General features: G+C 63.0%; 16 protein-coding genes and 1 tRNA gene. 16 read left to right on the forward strand and 1 reads right to left on the reverse strand.

Annotation, left to right across the window (positions count from 1 at the left end; all coding sequences use genetic code 11):
• The first annotated feature begins 119 nt into the window (after positions 1 to 119).
• The 5 genes from ilvC to ACOABP_RS13615 all read left to right on the forward strand — a co-directional run bounded on the left by ilvC (position 120) and on the right by ACOABP_RS13615 (position 5,413).
• Entirely contained in the window at positions 120 to 1,136 is a 1,017-nt protein-coding gene (ilvC, locus tag ACOABP_RS13595; protein WP_066738991.1) for a ketol-acid reductoisomerase, read from the forward strand.
• A 278-nt stretch (positions 1,137 to 1,414) separates the two neighbouring features.
• Positions 1,415 to 2,068, forward strand: coding sequence for a phosphatidylserine decarboxylase (locus ACOABP_RS13600; RefSeq protein WP_066738990.1), 654 nt, complete (start codon positions 1,415 to 1,417; stop codon positions 2,066 to 2,068).
• 31 nt (positions 2,069 to 2,099) lie between these two features.
• Positions 2,100 to 3,002, forward strand: a complete 903-nt coding sequence (gene pssA / locus ACOABP_RS13605) for a CDP-diacylglycerol--serine O-phosphatidyltransferase (RefSeq protein ID WP_474225584.1) — start codon at positions 2,100 to 2,102, stop codon at positions 3,000 to 3,002.
• A 71-nt stretch (positions 3,003 to 3,073) separates the two neighbouring features.
• Positions 3,074 to 3,577: a peptidoglycan-binding protein LysM gene (gene lysM, locus ACOABP_RS13610; protein WP_474225585.1), complete on the forward strand. Its 504-nt coding sequence runs from the start codon at positions 3,074 to 3,076 to the stop codon at positions 3,575 to 3,577.
• 294 nt (positions 3,578 to 3,871) lie between these two features.
• Complete coding sequence (locus tag ACOABP_RS13615; protein ID WP_474225587.1) at positions 3,872 to 5,413, forward strand: 2-isopropylmalate synthase; 1,542 nt, start codon at positions 3,872 to 3,874, stop codon at positions 5,411 to 5,413.
• 126 nt (positions 5,414 to 5,539) lie between these two features.
• Here the strand turns inward: ACOABP_RS13615 and ACOABP_RS13620 are convergent, their stop codons facing one another.
• Positions 5,540 to 6,079, reverse strand: a complete 540-nt coding sequence (locus tag ACOABP_RS13620) for a hypothetical protein (protein ID WP_474225588.1) — start codon at positions 6,077 to 6,079, stop codon at positions 5,540 to 5,542.
• A 130-nt stretch (positions 6,080 to 6,209) separates the two neighbouring features.
• Between ACOABP_RS13620 and ACOABP_RS13625 the strand changes: the two genes are divergently transcribed.
• From ACOABP_RS13625 to ACOABP_RS13675, 11 genes are all read left to right on the forward strand, one after another.
• A complete protein-coding gene (locus ACOABP_RS13625) occupies positions 6,210 to 7,478 on the forward strand; it encodes a branched-chain amino acid ABC transporter substrate-binding protein (RefSeq protein WP_474225590.1) in 1,269 nt (422 codons plus the stop codon).
• Positions 7,479 to 7,643: 165 nt separating this feature from the next.
• Positions 7,644 to 7,907 carry a 30S ribosomal protein S15 gene (gene rpsO, locus ACOABP_RS13630; protein WP_066738986.1) on the forward strand — a complete coding sequence of 88 codons (264 nt, stop codon included), beginning with the start codon at positions 7,644 to 7,646 and terminating at the stop codon, positions 7,905 to 7,907.
• Between the two features lie 445 nt (positions 7,908 to 8,352).
• Complete coding sequence (gene pnp / locus ACOABP_RS13635; protein ID WP_066738985.1) at positions 8,353 to 10,521, forward strand: polyribonucleotide nucleotidyltransferase; 2,169 nt, start codon at positions 8,353 to 8,355, stop codon at positions 10,519 to 10,521.
• A gap of 157 nt (positions 10,522 to 10,678) precedes the next feature.
• Positions 10,679 to 11,683, forward strand: a complete 1,005-nt coding sequence (locus ACOABP_RS13640) for an NAD(P)H-quinone oxidoreductase (protein WP_474225592.1) — start codon at positions 10,679 to 10,681, stop codon at positions 11,681 to 11,683.
• 177 nt (positions 11,684 to 11,860) lie between these two features.
• Positions 11,861 to 12,565, forward strand: coding sequence for a triose-phosphate isomerase (gene tpiA, locus ACOABP_RS13645; protein ID WP_474227835.1), 705 nt, complete (start codon positions 11,861 to 11,863; stop codon positions 12,563 to 12,565).
• Positions 12,566 to 12,615: 50 nt separating this feature from the next.
• Positions 12,616 to 12,990, forward strand: coding sequence for a preprotein translocase subunit SecG (secG, locus tag ACOABP_RS13650; protein ID WP_474225594.1), 375 nt, complete (start codon positions 12,616 to 12,618; stop codon positions 12,988 to 12,990).
• A gap of 208 nt (positions 12,991 to 13,198) precedes the next feature.
• Positions 13,199 to 13,283: transfer RNA gene (locus ACOABP_RS13655), tRNA-Leu, on the forward strand.
• 170 nt (positions 13,284 to 13,453) lie between these two features.
• On the forward strand, positions 13,454 to 13,813 hold the full coding sequence (locus ACOABP_RS13660) for an NADH-quinone oxidoreductase subunit A (RefSeq protein ID WP_029050851.1): 360 nt from the start codon (positions 13,454 to 13,456) through the stop codon (positions 13,811 to 13,813).
• A 6-nt stretch (positions 13,814 to 13,819) separates the two neighbouring features.
• Positions 13,820 to 14,302: a NuoB/complex I 20 kDa subunit family protein gene (locus ACOABP_RS13665; protein WP_008643342.1), complete on the forward strand. Its 483-nt coding sequence runs from the start codon at positions 13,820 to 13,822 to the stop codon at positions 14,300 to 14,302.
• Position 14,303: 1 nt separating this feature from the next.
• Positions 14,304 to 14,903 (forward strand): NADH-quinone oxidoreductase subunit C, encoded by a 600-nt coding sequence (locus tag ACOABP_RS13670; RefSeq protein WP_474225596.1) that lies wholly within the window; start codon positions 14,304 to 14,306, stop codon positions 14,901 to 14,903.
• 10 nt (positions 14,904 to 14,913) lie between these two features.
• Positions 14,914 to 16,167: an NADH-quinone oxidoreductase subunit D gene (locus tag ACOABP_RS13675; RefSeq protein ID WP_066738980.1), complete on the forward strand. Its 1,254-nt coding sequence runs from the start codon at positions 14,914 to 14,916 to the stop codon at positions 16,165 to 16,167.
• Positions 16,168 to 16,320 lie beyond the last annotated feature (153 nt).

Raw genomic sequence — 16,320 nt, forward strand, 5'->3', positions numbered from 1 at the left:
CCCGGCAACAGAGCACGGCCACAAGCCGACACGCAGTATCCCGAAGCGGCGCGACGACCCAACATCAGGCGTTGCGCCGCCACCCCAATACGAAGATTTGAGAAATTGAAGGAACTATCATGAAAGTGTTTTACGACAAGGACGCCGACCTCTCCCTCATCAAGGGCAAGAATGTCACCATCATCGGCTACGGCTCGCAAGGCCACGCCCACGCGCTGAACCTGAAGGATTCGGGCGTGAACGTGACGGTCGGTCTGCGCAAGAGCGGCGCGTCGTGGAACAAGGCCGCCAACGCCGGCCTGCAGGTCAAGGAAGTGGCCGAAGCCGTGAAGGGCGCCGACGTGGTCATGATCCTGCTGCCGGACGAGCAGATCGCCGACGTGTACAAGAACGAAGTGCACGCCAACATCAAGGAAGGCGCTGCGCTGGCCTTCGCCCACGGTTTCAACGTGCACTACGGTGCCGTGATCCCGCGTGCCGACCTGGACGTGATCATGATCGCCCCGAAGGCCCCGGGCCACACGGTGCGTTCGACGTACTCGCAAGGTGGCGGCGTGCCGCACCTGATCGCCGTGCACCAGAACAAGTCCGGCGCTGCCCGTGACATCGCCCTGTCGTACGCCACCGCCAACGGCGGCGGCCGTGCCGGCATCATCGAGACGAACTTCCGCGAAGAAACCGAAACCGACCTGTTCGGCGAACAGGCCGTGCTGTGCGGCGGTACCGTCGAGCTGATCAAGGCTGGTTTCGAGACGCTGGTCGAAGCCGGCTACGCTCCGGAAATGGCCTACTTCGAGTGCCTGCACGAGCTGAAGCTGATCGTCGACCTGATCTATGAAGGCGGCATCGCCAACATGAACTACTCGATCTCGAACAACGCCGAATATGGCGAGTACGTCACTGGCCCGCGCGTCGTGACGGAAGAGACGAAGAAGGCCATGAAGCAGTGCCTGACCGACATCCAGACCGGTGAATACGCCAAGAGCTTCCTGCTGGAAAACAAGGCCGGCGCTCCGACGCTGATCTCGCGCCGCCGCCTGACGGCCGAGCACCAGATCGAGGAAGTGGGTGCGAAGCTGCGCGCGATGATGCCGTGGATCGCCAAGAACAAGCTGGTCGACCAGTCGAAGAACTAAGCAGTACGGGCAGAAGCGGGTCTCCCGGCCGATGCGGCCAGGTGACCCGCCAGCGCCGCAGCCGCCCAGTCGGCCGCCGGTCTTTTGTGATTGCACAAGACATTTCGGCGGTGACTGGGCGGCTTTTTGTTATCCTTGTCGGACTTTTTCAGGCACAGGCCTGAATTTTTTCTTATCTCTCGCGCCGACATATCCTGAAAGCATGGCACGCGGTACGCTGCGGGCTGGCCTGTCGACAGGATGTGCAGAACCTGTGCGAACAACAGAACAATGCTTGCATGAACTATCCTCATCCGCTTATCGCCCGTGAAGGCTGGCCGTTCCTGGCCGGCGCTTTCATCATCTCGCTGCTGGTGCATGTCAGCGCGGGTTTCTGGTGGGCGTTGCCGTTGTGGATCATCACGATTTTCGTGCTGCAGTTCTTCCGCGACCCGCCGCGGCCCATTCCGTCGGCACCGAACGCCATCCTGGCCCCGGCCGACGGCCGTATCGTGGTGGTCGAAAAGACGCAGGACCCGTATGCCGGCCGCGAGGCGCTGAAGATCAGCGTGTTCATGAACGTGTTCAACGTGCATTCGAACCGCGCATCGCTGGACGGCAAGGTCGAGAAGCTTGAATATTTCCCGGGCAAGTTCGTCAACGCGGACCTGGACAAGGCATCGCTGGAAAACGAGCGCAACGCGGTGGTGATCCGCCGCGCGGCCGATGGCCAGCTGGTCACGCTGGTGCAGGTGGCCGGCCTGGTGGCGCGCCGGATCCTCTGCTACACCCGTGTTGGCGACACGCTGTCGCGCGGCCAGCGCTATGGCTTCATCCGCTTCGGTTCGCGCGTCGACGTGTATCTGCCCGTGGATGCCCGCCCGCGTGTGACGATCGGCGAAAAGGTGTCGGCTTCGTCGACCGTGCTCGCCGAGCTGGACGTCCAGGCCTGAGGCCGGACCGGTCAGCAACAGGAGACCAGGCATGGGTGCCTTCAACCGACGCAACAAGCGCGTAAGCAATGGCAACGTGACGCACCTGCGTCCGTTCCGCCATAACCAGCTGCGCAACGAAGCCGCCTACGAGGCCGACGAGCACGACATCGAATACGTGCGTCCACGCCGGCGCGGCATCTACCTGCTGCCCAATGCGTTCACCACGGCGGCGCTGTTCGCGGGCTTCTTCGCGATTGTGCAGGCCATGAACATGCGCTTCGACGTGGCGGCCATTGCCATCTTCGCGGCCATGGTGCTCGATGGCATGGACGGCCGCGTGGCGCGTATCACCAATACGCAGAGCGCGTTTGGCGAGCAATACGATTCGCTGTCGGACATGACGTCGTTCGGCGTGGCGCCGGCGCTGGTGATGTACGAGTGGATCCTGCACGACCTGGGCAAGTGGGGCTGGATCGCGGCCTTTGTCTATTGCACCTGCGCCGCGCTGCGCCTGGCTCGCTTCAACGCCAATATTGGCGTGGTCGACAAGCGCTTCTTCCAGGGGTTGCCAAGCCCGGCAGCGGCCGCACTGGTGGCCGGCTTCGTCTGGCTTGCCATCGACAACAAGCTGCCCGTGAAGGAACTGTGGATGCCGTGGGTCGCCTTTGCGATCACGCTCTATGCGGGCCTGTCGATGGTGTCGAATGCGCCGTTCTACAGCGGCAAGGCGCTCGACGTGCGCTATCGCGTGCCGTTCGGCATGATGGTGCTGGTCCTGGTGCTGTTCGTGATCGTATCGTCCGATCCGCCGGTGGCGCTGTTCGGCCTGTTCGTCGCCTACGCGATCTCGGGCTACCTGCTATGGGCCTGGCGTGCGATGCACGGCCAGTCGGGCGGGGTGGCCAAGGCGCGTGCCGGCGGTAACGGCAACGGCACGGACAGCGGCAACTGACCGGTTTTTGAAGAAAGGGCGCTCATCGGGCGCCCTTTGTTATTTCCGTTCCACAACCTCAGGAGAATGTCATGGGCATGTTCGACTTCATCAAGGAAGCGGGAGAGAAACTGTTCGGGAAGGGTGAGGCGAAAGCGGCACAGGAAGCCGCCGCGGCCGATCCGTCCGCGAGCGACAAGGCCGATGCGGCCAACCGCGCGGCTGGCGACGCCATCGAGGCCTATATCGCCCAGATGGGGCTGTCCGCCACGGGCCTGACCGTGACCGTGGACGGCTCGCAGGGCAAGGTCACCGTGTTCGGCGTTGCGCCCGACCAGGCCACACGCGAGAAGATCATCCTGTGCTGCGGCAACGTGGAGGGGGTGGATTCGGTGGAGGACAAGATGTCGGTCAACGTGGAGACCGCCGAGTCGCAGTGGCATACGGTGGTGAAGGGCGACACGCTGTGGGCGATTTCCCAGGCGGCTTACGGCAACGGGGCCGAGTACAACAAGATCTTCGAGGCCAACGAGCCAATGCTGACGCACCCGGACAAGATCTACCCGGGCCAAAAACTGCGCATTCCTCCGAAATAACCCGGTTGCGCAGCCGCAGCAAACCAGCTATAGTCGCCGACATGATTTCGCACCAGACCCTAATCGCCCGCACCACCCTAGGTGGCCTACTAGGCCATCAGGTCGGGACGCGCGCGCGCTAAGGGACTCGGTTACCGCCCTGGCGCGGAAATCACCAGGATTTTTGAAAACGCCCCGGCCTGCATTCATGCACGCCGGGGCGTTTTGCATTCCGATCCGAATGCCCGGTGGCGTGATAGCGGGACGGCGGACCAGCGGACCAGTACATAAGGCACAGCCCAGGAGCTCCACAAAATGTCTGACAAACTCATCATTTTCGACACCACCTTGCGCGATGGCGAGCAGTCGCCCGGTGCGTCCATGACCCGCGAAGAGAAGATCCGCATCGCGCGTCAGCTGGAACGCCTGAAGGTCGATGTGATCGAGGCCGGTTTTGCGGCCAGCTCCAACGGCGATTTCGAAGCGATTCGCTCGATTGCCCAGGTTGTTAAGGATTCGACGATCTGCTCGCTGGCCCGCGCCAACGACAAGGACATCGCACGTGCTGCCGAGGCGCTGAAACCGGCCAACTCGTTCCGTATCCACACGTTCATCGCCACGTCCGCGCTGCATATGGAGAAGAAGCTCCGCATGACGCCGGACCAGGTCTACGAACAGGCTCGCCTGGCCGTGCGCTTTGCGCGCCAGTTCACCGACGACATCGAGTTCTCGCCCGAAGACGGCAGCCGCTCGGACATGGATTTCCTGTGCCGCGTGCTCGAAGGCGTGATTGCCGAAGGCGCGACCACGATCAACCTGCCGGACACCGTCGGCTATGCCGTGCCGGAAGGCTATGCCGAGCTGATCCGTTCGGTGCGCGAGCGCATTCCGAATTCGGACAAGGCAGTCTGGTCGGTGCATTGCCATAACGACCTGGGCATGGCCGTGGCGAACTCGCTTGCCGCGGTAAAGCTGGGCGGCGCGCGCCAGATCGAATGCACGATCAACGGCCTTGGCGAGCGCGCAGGCAACACGAGCCTGGAAGAAGTGGTGATGGCCGTGAAGACGCGCCGCGACTACTTCAACATGGACGTCGGCATCGATACCACGCAAATCGTGCCGGCATCGAAGCTCGTGTCGCAGGTCACCGGTTTCGTGGTGCAGCCGAACAAGGCCGTGGTGGGCGCCAACGCATTTGCCCACGCCTCGGGCATCCACCAGGACGGCGTGCTCAAGGCGCGCGATACCTACGAGATCATGCGCGCGGAGGATGTGGGCTGGACCGCCAACAAGATCGTGCTGGGCAAGCTCTCGGGCCGCAACGCCTTCAAGCAGCGCCTGCAGGAACTGGGCATCGCGCTCGAAAGCGAAGCCGAAATCAACGCCGCGTTTACCCGCTTCAAGGAGCTGGCCGACCAGAAGGCCGAGATCTTCGACGAGGACATCCTGGCCATCGTTTCCGACGAAGAGCAGGAAAACGCCAATGAGCACTATCGCTTCGTGTCGCTGTCGCAGCGCTCGGAAACCGGCGAGCGTCCGCACGCCCGCGTGGTGTTCAATATCGACGGCGCCGAGCAGACTGGCGAAGCCGAAGGCAATGGCCCGGTGGATGCCACCCTGCACGCCATCGAGGGCCGCGTGAACAGCGGTGCCGAACTGGTGCTGTATTCGGTGAACGCGATCACGGCCGGTACGCAGGCCCAGGGCGAGGTGACCGTGCGCCTGTCCAAGGCCGGCCGCATCGTCAATGGCGTGGGGACCGATCCGGACATCGTCGCCGCATCGGCCAAGGCCTACCTGGCCGCACTGAACAAGCTGCACGACAAGGCCGTGCAGAAGATCAATCCGCAGATCTGACCTTTATCTGACCTGATTCCTGCGATGCGACGGCGGGGCTCACAAGGCCCCGACTGTCATGAACCGCCCGGCCCGCTGCGTATCCCGCGGGGCCGGGCGGTTTGTCGTTTGCGCGCCTGGTGCGGATCAGCGCGGATCCGGGCGGTCGCGCAGCGGATCGGGCGTGACCAGCGTCCGGCGCAGCACGCCGGCATCGTCGAACATGAAGTTGAACATCGAGTACCACTGGTCTTCGTGCAGGAAGCGATAGCTCCAGGCTTCCTGCTTCAGGCGCGGGTAGTACTCGATGGGCTCGCGCGGCGCACCGAAGTGCTCCAGCACGTCTTTCTTGGTCCACTCGTTGACCTTGGCCTTGTACAGTTCGGTCGTGGTCAGCATCTGCCGGAAATTGGTCAGCTTGCCGTCCCGGTCGAAATCAGCCGCATAGGAATATTCGCCAAGCGGCTGCTTCGAGTAGAACCAGCGCGTGGTGCCGTCGTCGAGCCGGTACACGTCCGTAGGCTTGCCGAACGTCGCTTCCACGGCGCCCTGCGGCTGGCCCACGAGCTTGAGGCCGGTGTTGACAGGGGCCAGTGCGGGCCCGAGGCCGCTGCAGCCGGCCAGGGCGCCGGTGGCCAGTGTCAGGGCGGCGATCCAGTGCCGGGCGACTTGCGGAAATTTCGTCATGTGCGTTGATTTGCTGCAAAAAAGTGCATTAGACGTAGTGTAGCGGGCGCGGGCGCAATGTGTGTACCATCCGGGCTTTTGCGCAGAAGAAGGAAAGTCTCGAATGGGCGGAATCCGAACAAGCGGGCGCATGACCCGGCTGCGGGCCTGGCTGGCGGCAACGCTGTGCTGCGTGGCAGCGGTCGCGGGGGCTCAGCAGCCGGCGGGCGCGCCGATCCGGCTTGGCATGATCGACGGGCTGTCCGGGCCCTTCGCCAACGCTGGCGAAGCCGTGGTGCGCAACCTCCGGATTGCGATCGAGCGCATCAATGCGCGGGGCGGCGTGAAGCTGCCCGATGGCGCCCATCCGCTGGAGCTGGTGACGTTCGACAGCAAGGGTAACGTCGATGAAAGCCTGATCCAGTTCCGCAGCCTGGTCGACAAGCGCATCCCGTTTGTCCTGCAGGGCAACAGTTCCGCGGTGGCCAGTGCGCTGGTGGCGGCCATCAATCGCCAGAACCAGCGTCAGCCCGACACGCGCGTGCTGTTCCTGAACTATTCGGCTGTCGATCCCACGCTGACCAACGAGAATTGCAGTTTCTGGCATTTCCGCTTTGATGCCAGTGCCGACATGCGCATGCAGGCACTGACCGAGGCCATCCGCAGCGAGCGCGCGGTGCGCAAGGTCTACCTGATCGACCAGGACTACAGTTTCGGCCACCAGGTCGCCCGTTCCGCGCGCGAAATGCTGGCGACCAAGCGGCCCGATATCCAGATCGTGGGCGACGAATTCCATCCCATCGGCAAGATCAAGGACTTCGCGCCGTATATCGCCAAGATCAAGGCCAGCGGTGCCGATGCGGTGATCACCGGCAACTGGGGCAACGACCTGACGCTGATGGTCAAGGCTGCGCGCGAAGGTGGGCTCAAGGCGCGCTTCTACACGTTCTACGGCAACGGGCTAGGTGCGCCTGCCGCGATGGGCGATGCCGGCGTGGGCCGGGTGCTGGCCGTGGCGGAATGGCATCCGAACGTGGGTGGCGCGGCGTCCGACGCGTTCTACGAGGCATTTCGCGCCCGCTATCCCGATCCGCGCGACGACTACGTGCATCTGCGCATGCAGATGATGGTGGAAATGCTGGCCCGCGCAATCGAGCAGGCTGGCGGCACCGACGCCGTGGCCGTGGCCTACGCGCTGGAGAACATGCGTTTCACGAACGGATTCCACGATGCCACGGTGCGGGCCGACGACCATCAGGTGCTGCAGCCGCTTTACGTCTCGATGATGGCGAAACAGGGTGGCGAGGTGCGATTCGACAACGAGGGCTCGGGTTATGGATTCCGCACCGTGAAGAAGCTCAAGGCCGCCCAGACGACGCTGCCCACCACGTGCCGGATGGAGCGCCCGGCCCGGAATTGAACGGATGCACGGTGGCGGGCTTCGCCGTCGGGCGGAATTCGGCTATAATGCGCGGCTGTCGTCCACAAGCCACCTGGCTGTGGGAGGCAGATGCCGAGTCAAAGCAAGGCACGACGCAAGTGGCGCATTCCGCGCTGCAGCGTTCGCAAGTGAAAGGAAAACATCATGGCAATTGCCAACAAGTCCGAAGTCATCCAGAAGTTCGCCCGCGGCGCCAACGACACGGGTAGCCCCGAAGTTCAGGTCGCTCTGCTGACCACCCGCATCAACGAACTGACCCCGCACTTCAAGGCCAACATGAAGGATCACCACAGCCGCCGCGGTCTGCTGCGCATGGTGAGCCGTCGTCGCCGCCTGCTGGACTACCTCAAGGCCCGCGACGCTGACCGTTACCGCGCCCTGATCGAAGCCCTGGGCCTGCGCAAGTAAGGTCTGCGGATGGCAGCACGGATCCTGCAAGCGTTGTTCAAGCACGATTTCGCGTGAGGCCACGATGCCTGCGCCAGCACTGCTGGGGCAGGCATTTTGCTTTTCTGCACTGGTGATTTTCAGCCGGGCTGCGCTTTATGTGATGTTTATTTCACATTAAATTCGGGCGAATTTGTCCGTACGCCGTTGCGCCATGCCGTGCGACGGAGTAAGTTACCTCGCTCTTTCTGACACCGGAACCGGCCAAGGAAACGGGGTTTTGTGTCATTCCATCGCGTATCGCATCGTCCTCATGCAGGGCCGGACGGTGGCGCGATGGAATGGCATAGCACTTCCCTGAGACTGCGGACCGGGGCAAATTCCGGCAGTCCGCCTGCCGCTGCGAGCGCAGGCGTCGGCCCGCCGTATCTGTTTACGGCAGGCAAGCATGATTCAAGGAACGCTCATGACCATGTTCAACAAGATCGTCAAGGAATTCCAGTGGGGCCAGCACACGGTCCGCATGGAAACCGGCGAAATCGCCCGTCAGGCATCGGGTGCCGTGATCGTCGACGTGGAAGACACCGTGGTGCTGGCCACCGTGGTGGCAGCCAAGAGCCCGAAGGCGGGCCAGGACTTCTTCCCGCTGACCGTCGACTACATCGAAAAGACCTATGCCGCCGGCAAGATCCCGGGTGGCTTCTTCAAGCGTGAAGGCCGTCCGTCGGAAAACGAGACGCTGACCTCGCGCCTGATCGACCGTCCGCTGCGTCCGCTGTTTCCGGAAGGCTTCTACAACGACGTGCAGGTGGTTATCCACGTGCTGTCGATCAACCCGGAAGTGCCGGCCGACGTCCCGGCCCTGATCGCCTCGTCGGCCGCGCTGGCCGTGTCGGGCATCCCGTTCAGCGGCCCGGTGGGCGCCGCCCGCGTTGGCTACAAGGACGGCCAGTACCTGCTGAACCCGACCCGTTCGCAGATCGCCGCTTCGGAACTGGATCTCGTCGTCGCCGGTACCGAGCGTGCCGTGCTGATGGTGGAATCGGAAGCCAACCAGCTGTCGGAAGACGTGATGCTGGGCGCCGTGGTGTACGGCCATGAGCAGATGCAGACCGCCATCAACGCCATCCACGAACTGGTCCGTGAAGGCGGCAAGCCGGAATGGGACTGGGCGCCTGCCGCCAAGAACGAGGCACTGATCGCCAAGGTCAGCGAGGTCGGCCTGCCGCTGCTGCAGGAAACGTATCAGCTGCGCCAGAAGTCGGCCCGTAGCGCCAAGCTCAAGGAAGTCTACGCAACCGTGCAGGCAAAGCTGGCCGAAGCTGGCGTGGAAGCCGACAAGGTGGAAGTCGGCAACGTCCTGTTCGACCTGGAAGCCAAGATCGTGCGTGGTCAGATCCTGGCCGGCGAGCCGCGTATCGACGGCCGCGACACGCGCACCGTGCGCCCGATCGAGATCCGTTCGTCTGTGCTGCCGCGCGCGCACGGTTCGTCGCTGTTCACGCGTGGCGAAACGCAGGCACTTGCAGTGGCTACGCTGGGCACCAAGAGCGACGAGCAGATCATCGACGCGCTGGCTGGCGAATACCGCGACCGCTTCATGCTCCACTACAACATGCCTCCGTTCGCCACTGGCGAGACGGGTCGCGTGGGCAGCCCGAAGCGTCGTGAAATCGGTCACGGCCGTCTGGCCAAGCGTGCACTGATCCCGGTGCTGCCGAAGGAAGACGAATTCGCCTACACGATCCGCCTGGTTTCGGAAATTACCGAATCCAACGGCTCGTCGTCGATGGCCTCGGTGTGCGGCGGCTGCCTGGCACTGATGGACGCCGGCGTTCCGGTGAAGGCGCACGTGGCCGGCGTGGCCATGGGCCTGATCCTGGAAGGCAACAAGTTTGCCGTGCTGACCGACATTCTGGGCGACGAAGATCACCTGGGCGACATGGACTTCAAGGTGGCTGGTACCGATTCGGGTATCACGGCACTGCAGATGGACATCAAGGTGCAGGGCATCACCAAGGAAATCATGCAGGTGGCACTGGCGCAAGCCCGTGAAGGCCGCATGCACATCCTGGGCAAGATGCAGGAAGCGATGGGCCACGCCCGTACCGAGCTGTCGGAGCACGCACCGCGCATGATCACGATGAAGATCCATCCGGACAAGATTCGTGAAGTGATCGGCAAGGGTGGTTCGACCATCCAGGCGCTGACCAAGGAAACCGGCACGACCATCGACATCCAGGAAGACGGCACGATCACGATCGCGTCGACGTCGACCGATGGCATGGCCGAAGCCAAGCGCCGCATCGAAGGCATCACCGCCGAAGCCGAAGTGGGCAAGATCTACGCCGGTACCGTGCTGAAGCTGCTGGACTTCGGTGCCATCGTGAACATCCTGCCGGGCAAGGACGGCCTGCTGCATATCTCCGAGATCGTCAACGAGCGCGTCAAGGACATCAAGGACTGGCTGAAGGAAGGCCAGCAGGTTCGCGTGAAGCTGATCCAGGCCGACGAGAAGGGTCGCCTGCGTCTGTCGCTGAAGGCAGCGCTGGCCGAAGAGGGTGGCAGCATCAGCCCGATCGCCCAGCAAGGCGACGCGCCGGCTGCACCGACCTCGCCGGAACAGCAGCAGTAAGCTGAGCGTCAGGCAGTACCTGTAGCAGTACCCGTAAAAGCGGCTGGCAATGTCCAGCCGCTTTTTTGTTTACACTGCCGGTCAGTCTTTTTCCCGCGTTCGGCGCGCGCATTTTTGCCGCGCGCGATGCGATATACGACATTGATGAGGAGCGATCATGAAAGCCATCGAAATCCGTGAATACGGCGGCCCTGAAGTCCTGCAGGAAACGCAGCGTCCCGACCCGGAGCCGAAGGCCGGAGAAATCCTGATCCGCGTGGCGGCTGCGGGCATCAATCGTCCCGATGTGTTCCAGCGCACGGGCAACTATCCGGTGCCTCCTGGTGCCTCGGACCTGCCCGGCCTTGAGGTGGCGGGCGTGGTGGTGGGTGGCGACCTGTCGAATCCGGCAAACCGCTTCGGCCTGAAGGTGGGCGACCGGGTGTGCGCGCTGGTGCAGGGCGGCGGATACGCCGAGCTGTGCACGGCGCCGATCGAACAATGCCTGCCGGTGCCGGAAGGTCTCAGCGATATCGAAGCTGCCGCACTGCCGGAGACGTTCTTCACGGTGTGGAGCAACGTGTTCGACCGCGGTCAGCTGGGCAAGGGCCCGCGTGGCGCGGCCGAAGCGCTGCTGATCCAGGGTGGGTCGAGCGGCATCGGCACCACGGCGATCCAGATCGCGAAGGCGATGGGTTTCAAGGTGTTCGTCACAGCCGGTAGCGACGACAAGTGCAAGGCTTGCGAAGACCTGGGTGCTGACCGCGCGATCAACTACAAGACGCAGGACTTCGCGGCCGAGGTCAAGGCGTTGACCGAAGGCAAGGGCGTCGACGTGATCCTCGACATGGTGGCCGGTTCGTACCTGGCACGCGAACTGTCTTGCATCGCCGACGATGGCCGCATCGTCATCATCGCACTGCTGGGCGGCGGCAAGGCCGAGATCCCGCTGGGCGACATCCTGCGCCGACGCATCACCGTTACCGGTTCGACGCTGCGTCCGCGCCCGGCGTCGTTCAAGGGCGCCATCGCGCAGGCGCTGCATCAGAACGTCTGGCCGCTGCTGGCATCGGGCAAGATCAAGCCGGTGATCTACAAGGTGTTCCCGGCCGTGCAGGCTGCCGATGCCCATCGCTTGATGGAATCGAGCGAGCACACCGGCAAGATCGTGCTGACCTGGTAATCCGGGGCCTTGGGCCCACAATTGCGCCATGGCCGGCGCAATTGTGGGCCGATGACCACTGGGTGTCCGCAATTGTCCGCCGTGCGCTGGCGGCACCCCCTTGACCACGCTACAATAGCCGGTTTGATTTGAGAGGGGACCCTTGTGAGACAAAAGCTGGTCATCGGCAACTGGAAGATGCACGGCAGCCTTGCCGCCAACGCGGCCCTGCTTGAAGGCATCAAGGCAGCGCCGGCCAAGGCGAAACTGGCCGTCTGCGCACCGTTCCCCTATCTTGCCCAGTGCCAGTCGCTGCTCACCGGTACCCAGGTGTCGTGGGGTGCCCAGGACACGTCCGCCGAGACGCGCGGGGCCTTCACGGGCGAAGTTGCCGCCCCGATGCTGGCCGAGTTTGGCTGCGCCTACGTGCTGGTGGGTCACTCCGAGCGCCGCACCTATCACGGTGAGACCGATGCGACGGTGGCTGCCAAGGCGCTGCGCGCACTGGAATCCGGTCTGGTCCCCGTGGTTTGCGTCGGCGAGACGCTGGCCGAGCGTGAGGCAGGGCAGACCGAGGCAGTGGTGGGCCGCCAGCTGCAGGCTGTGCTCGACGCCCTGTCTATCGAGCAACTGAATCACATTGTCCTGGCCTATGAGCCTGTCTGGGCCATCGGCACCGGCAAGACGGCCACCAGCGAGCAGGCCCAGGCTGTGCACGCCGCGCTGCGCGCGCAGGTGACCGGCAAGGATGCGGGCGTAGCCCAGAACATCGCCATCCTGTACGGCGGTAGCGTGAAGCCGGACAATGCGGCGGAACTGTTTTCCATGTCCGATATCGACGGGGGGCTGATTGGCGGCGCCTCGCTGAAGGCGGATGATTTCCTCGCGATCGGCAACGCCTGAATGCCGGATGCGACTGTCTGATCAGGCAAGTACGAAACGAATTTAACCAAATGGCAATTTTCAAGACTCTGTTGGTCGTCGTGCAGGTTCTGTCCGCGCTGGGCGTGATCGGCCTGGTCCTGCTGCAGCACGGCAAGGGCGCCGATGTTGGCGCGGCGTTCGGTTCCGGCGCATCGGGCAGCCTGTTCGGTGCATCGGGCTCGGCAAACTTCCTGTCGCGTACCACAGCCGTCCTGGCTGCGCTGTTCTTCGCGTGCACGCTGGGCCTGACGTTGCTTGGCAACTACAAGCCGCAGGCTTCGCTGGGCGTGATGGGTGCCGGCCAGCAACCGCAGGCCACGCAGGCTTCGGCGCCGTCCGCATCGACTCCGGCAGCGGCTGCAGCTGCAGCATCCACGCCTGCCGCGCCCGCAGTGCCGAAGTAAGCTCGGCATCGACGCAATAATCGAACAGTGTGTTCACGGATTCCTGATTTAATTTGTAGTTGTGCATTGAACAAATCAGGAATCATGAGTTAGAATGCAAGGCTTGAAACGATTCCCCAGCGCGGGGCGAAAACCAAAGGACAAACTCCTTTGACAACGCTTCGTAGGGTGTAAAAACCCGGCGCAAGGCAATATTGTTTCTCCCCCAGCCGACGTGGTGAAATTGGTAGACACGCTATCTTGAGGGGGTAGTGGCGAAAGCTGTGCGAGTTCGAGTCTCGCCGTCGGCACCAAACAATTGATCGGAAGTCATTGTCGCATCCGTGTCATGCATGGATCGCAACATGACTCTCCGGCAGTCCGCAAGGCGGCGCCGTGCTAAGACGGGATGGCGCCTGGGGTGGGCAACAGGTCGCCGCTAGCTGGTGCTGTTGACAACATTCCAGATAAGGCTGGCCGTACCTTGACACTCGAAGCCTACTTCCCCGTCCTCGTCTTCATCCTCTTTGGCATCGTGCTCGGTGTAGCGCTGATGTCCATTGGTCGGATTCTCGGTCCCAACAATCCTGACGCAGCGAAGCTGTCGCCGTACGAGTGCGGCTTCGAAGCATTTGAGGATGCGCGCATGAAGTTCGACGTGCGCTACTACCTCATCGCCATCCTCTTTATCCTGTTCGATCTCGAAACTGCCTTCCTGTTTCCCTGGGGCGTTGCCCTCAAGGACATCGGTTGGCCGGGATTCATCGCCATGGGCGTGTTTCTGCTGGAATTCATCGTGGGCTTCGTCTACATCTGGAAAAAGGGCGCGCTCGATTGGGAGTGATGTGAAATGGCAATCGAAGGCGTTCTCAACGAAGGCTTTGTCACGACGACCGCTGACAAGCTGATCAACTGGACCCGTACGGGTTCCCTGTGGCCCATGACGTTCGGTCTGGCCTGCTGTGCAGTGGAAATGATGCACGCCGGCGCCGCACGCTACGACATGGACCGTTTCGGCGTGATCTTCCGCCCGTCGCCGCGTCAGTCCGACGTGATGATCGTGGCCGGCACGCTGTGCAACAAGATGGCCCCCGCGCTGCGCAAGGTCTACGACCAGATGGCGGAACCGCGCTGGGTGATCTCGATGGGCTCGTGCGCCAATGGCGGCGGCTACTACCACTACTCGTATTCGGTGGTGCGTGGCTGCGACCGGATCGTGCCGGTCGACATCTATGTTCCGGGCTGCCCGCCGACGGCGGAAGCGCTGATCTACGGCGTGATCCAGCTCCAGAACAAGATCAAGCGTACCAACACCATCGCGCGCAAGGGCTGACATGGCGAACCTCGATACCCTCAAGGCCGCCCTCGAGAAAGTTCTGGGCAAGCGCGTACAGAACCTGACCGAGGCTTTTGGCGAGCTGACGCTGATCGTCAAGGCCGCCGACTCCCTCGACGTTGCACGCCTGCTGCGCGACGATCCGTCGCTGCATTTCGAGCAGGCGGTCGACCTCTGTGGCGTCGATTATTCCGACTATGCCGAAGGCACCTGGGACGGCCCGCGCTTCGCGGCTGTCACGCACCTGCTGTCGGTCAAGCACAACTGGCGCCTGCGCCTGCGCGTGTTCGCGCCGGACGACGACATGCCCGTGGTGCCGTCGCTGATCGACGTGTGGAACTCGCTGAACTGGTTCGAGCGCGAAGCGTTCGACTTCTACGGCATCGTGTTCGAAGGCCACCCCGACCTGCGCCGTCTGCTGACGGACTATGGCTTCGTCGGCCACCCGTTCCGCAAGGACTTCCCGGTCTCGGGCTACGTGGAAATGCGTTACGACCCCGAGCAGAAGCGGGTCATCTACCAGCCGGTGACGATCGAGCCGCGCGAAATCACGCCGCGCGTGATTCGCGAGGAAAACTACGGCGGCACGAAGCACTGAGAACGGCGTCATGGCAGATATCAAGAACTACACCCTCAACTTCGGTCCCCAGCACCCTGCGGCACACGGCGTGCTGCGCCTGGTGCTCGAGCTGGACGGCGAAGTCATCCAGCGTGCCGATCCCCACATCGGCCTGCTGCACCGCGCCACGGAAAAGCTGGCCGAGCAGAAGAGCTGGATCCAGAGCGTTCCCTACATGGACCGTCTCGACTACGTGTCGATGATGGTCAACGAACATGCCTACGTGATGGCGATCGAGCGGATGCTTGGCATCGAGGTGCCGATCCGCGCGCAGTACATCCGTGTGATGTTCGACGAGATCACCCGTCTGCTGAACCACCTGATGTGGATCGGCGCCCACGCGCTGGACGTTGGCGCGATGGCGGTGTTCCTGTACGCGTTCCGCGAGCGCGAGGACATGTTCGACATGTACGAGGCTGTGTCGGGTGCGCGCATGCACGCGGCCTACTACCGTCCGGGCGGCGTCTACCGCGATCTGCCGGACACGATGCCGCAGTACCGTGCGTCGAAGATCCACAACGAGAAGGCCATCAAGGTCATGAACGAAAACCGTTCGGGCTCGCTGCTGGACTTCATCGAGGACTTCACGAACCGTTTTCCGACGTACGTGGATGAATATGAGACGCTGCTGACCGATAACCGTATCTGGAAGCAACGTCTGGTGGATATCGGCGTGGTCACCCCCGAGCGCGCGCTGCAGATGGGTTTCACTGGTCCGATGCTGCGTGGCTCGGGCATCGAGTGGGACCTGCGCAAGAAGCAGCCGTACGAGGTGTACGACAAGATGGACTTCGACATCCCGGTGGGCACGGCGGGCGACTGCTACTCGCGCTACCTGGTGCGCGTGGAAGAAATGCGCCAGTCGAACCGCATCATCAAGCAGTGCATCGACTGGCTGCGTCGCAACCCGGGTCCGGTGATTTCCGAGAACCACAAGGTCGCGCCGCCGTCGCGCGTGGACATGAAGTCGAACATGGAAGAGCTGATTCACCATTTCAAGCTCTTCACGGAAGGCATCCACGTACCGCCGGGCGAGGCTTACGCGGCCGTGGAACACCCGAAGGGCGAGTTTGGTATCTACGCGATCTCGGACGGTGCGAACAAGCCGTATCGCCTGAAGATCCGTGCCCCGGGCTTTGCCCACCTGGCCGCGCTCGACGAGATGGCCAAGGGACACATGATTGCGGATGCGGTCACGATCATCGGTACACAGGACATCGTGTTCGGCGAGATCGACCGCTAAGGGATACCGGCAGAAAGGTATCCCGTCACAGGCCGTTGCCCGGACGACGATCCGGGCGTGTTCGGCCGGCCCCGGCGGTAATGGTGGCGGCAGGCTCAGGCCTGCGACGGACCGGCAGGGAATGCGCTGGAGCGTTCCGGGCCGGCAGAACAT

This window comes from Cupriavidus sp. HE11, from assembly GCF_056097175.1.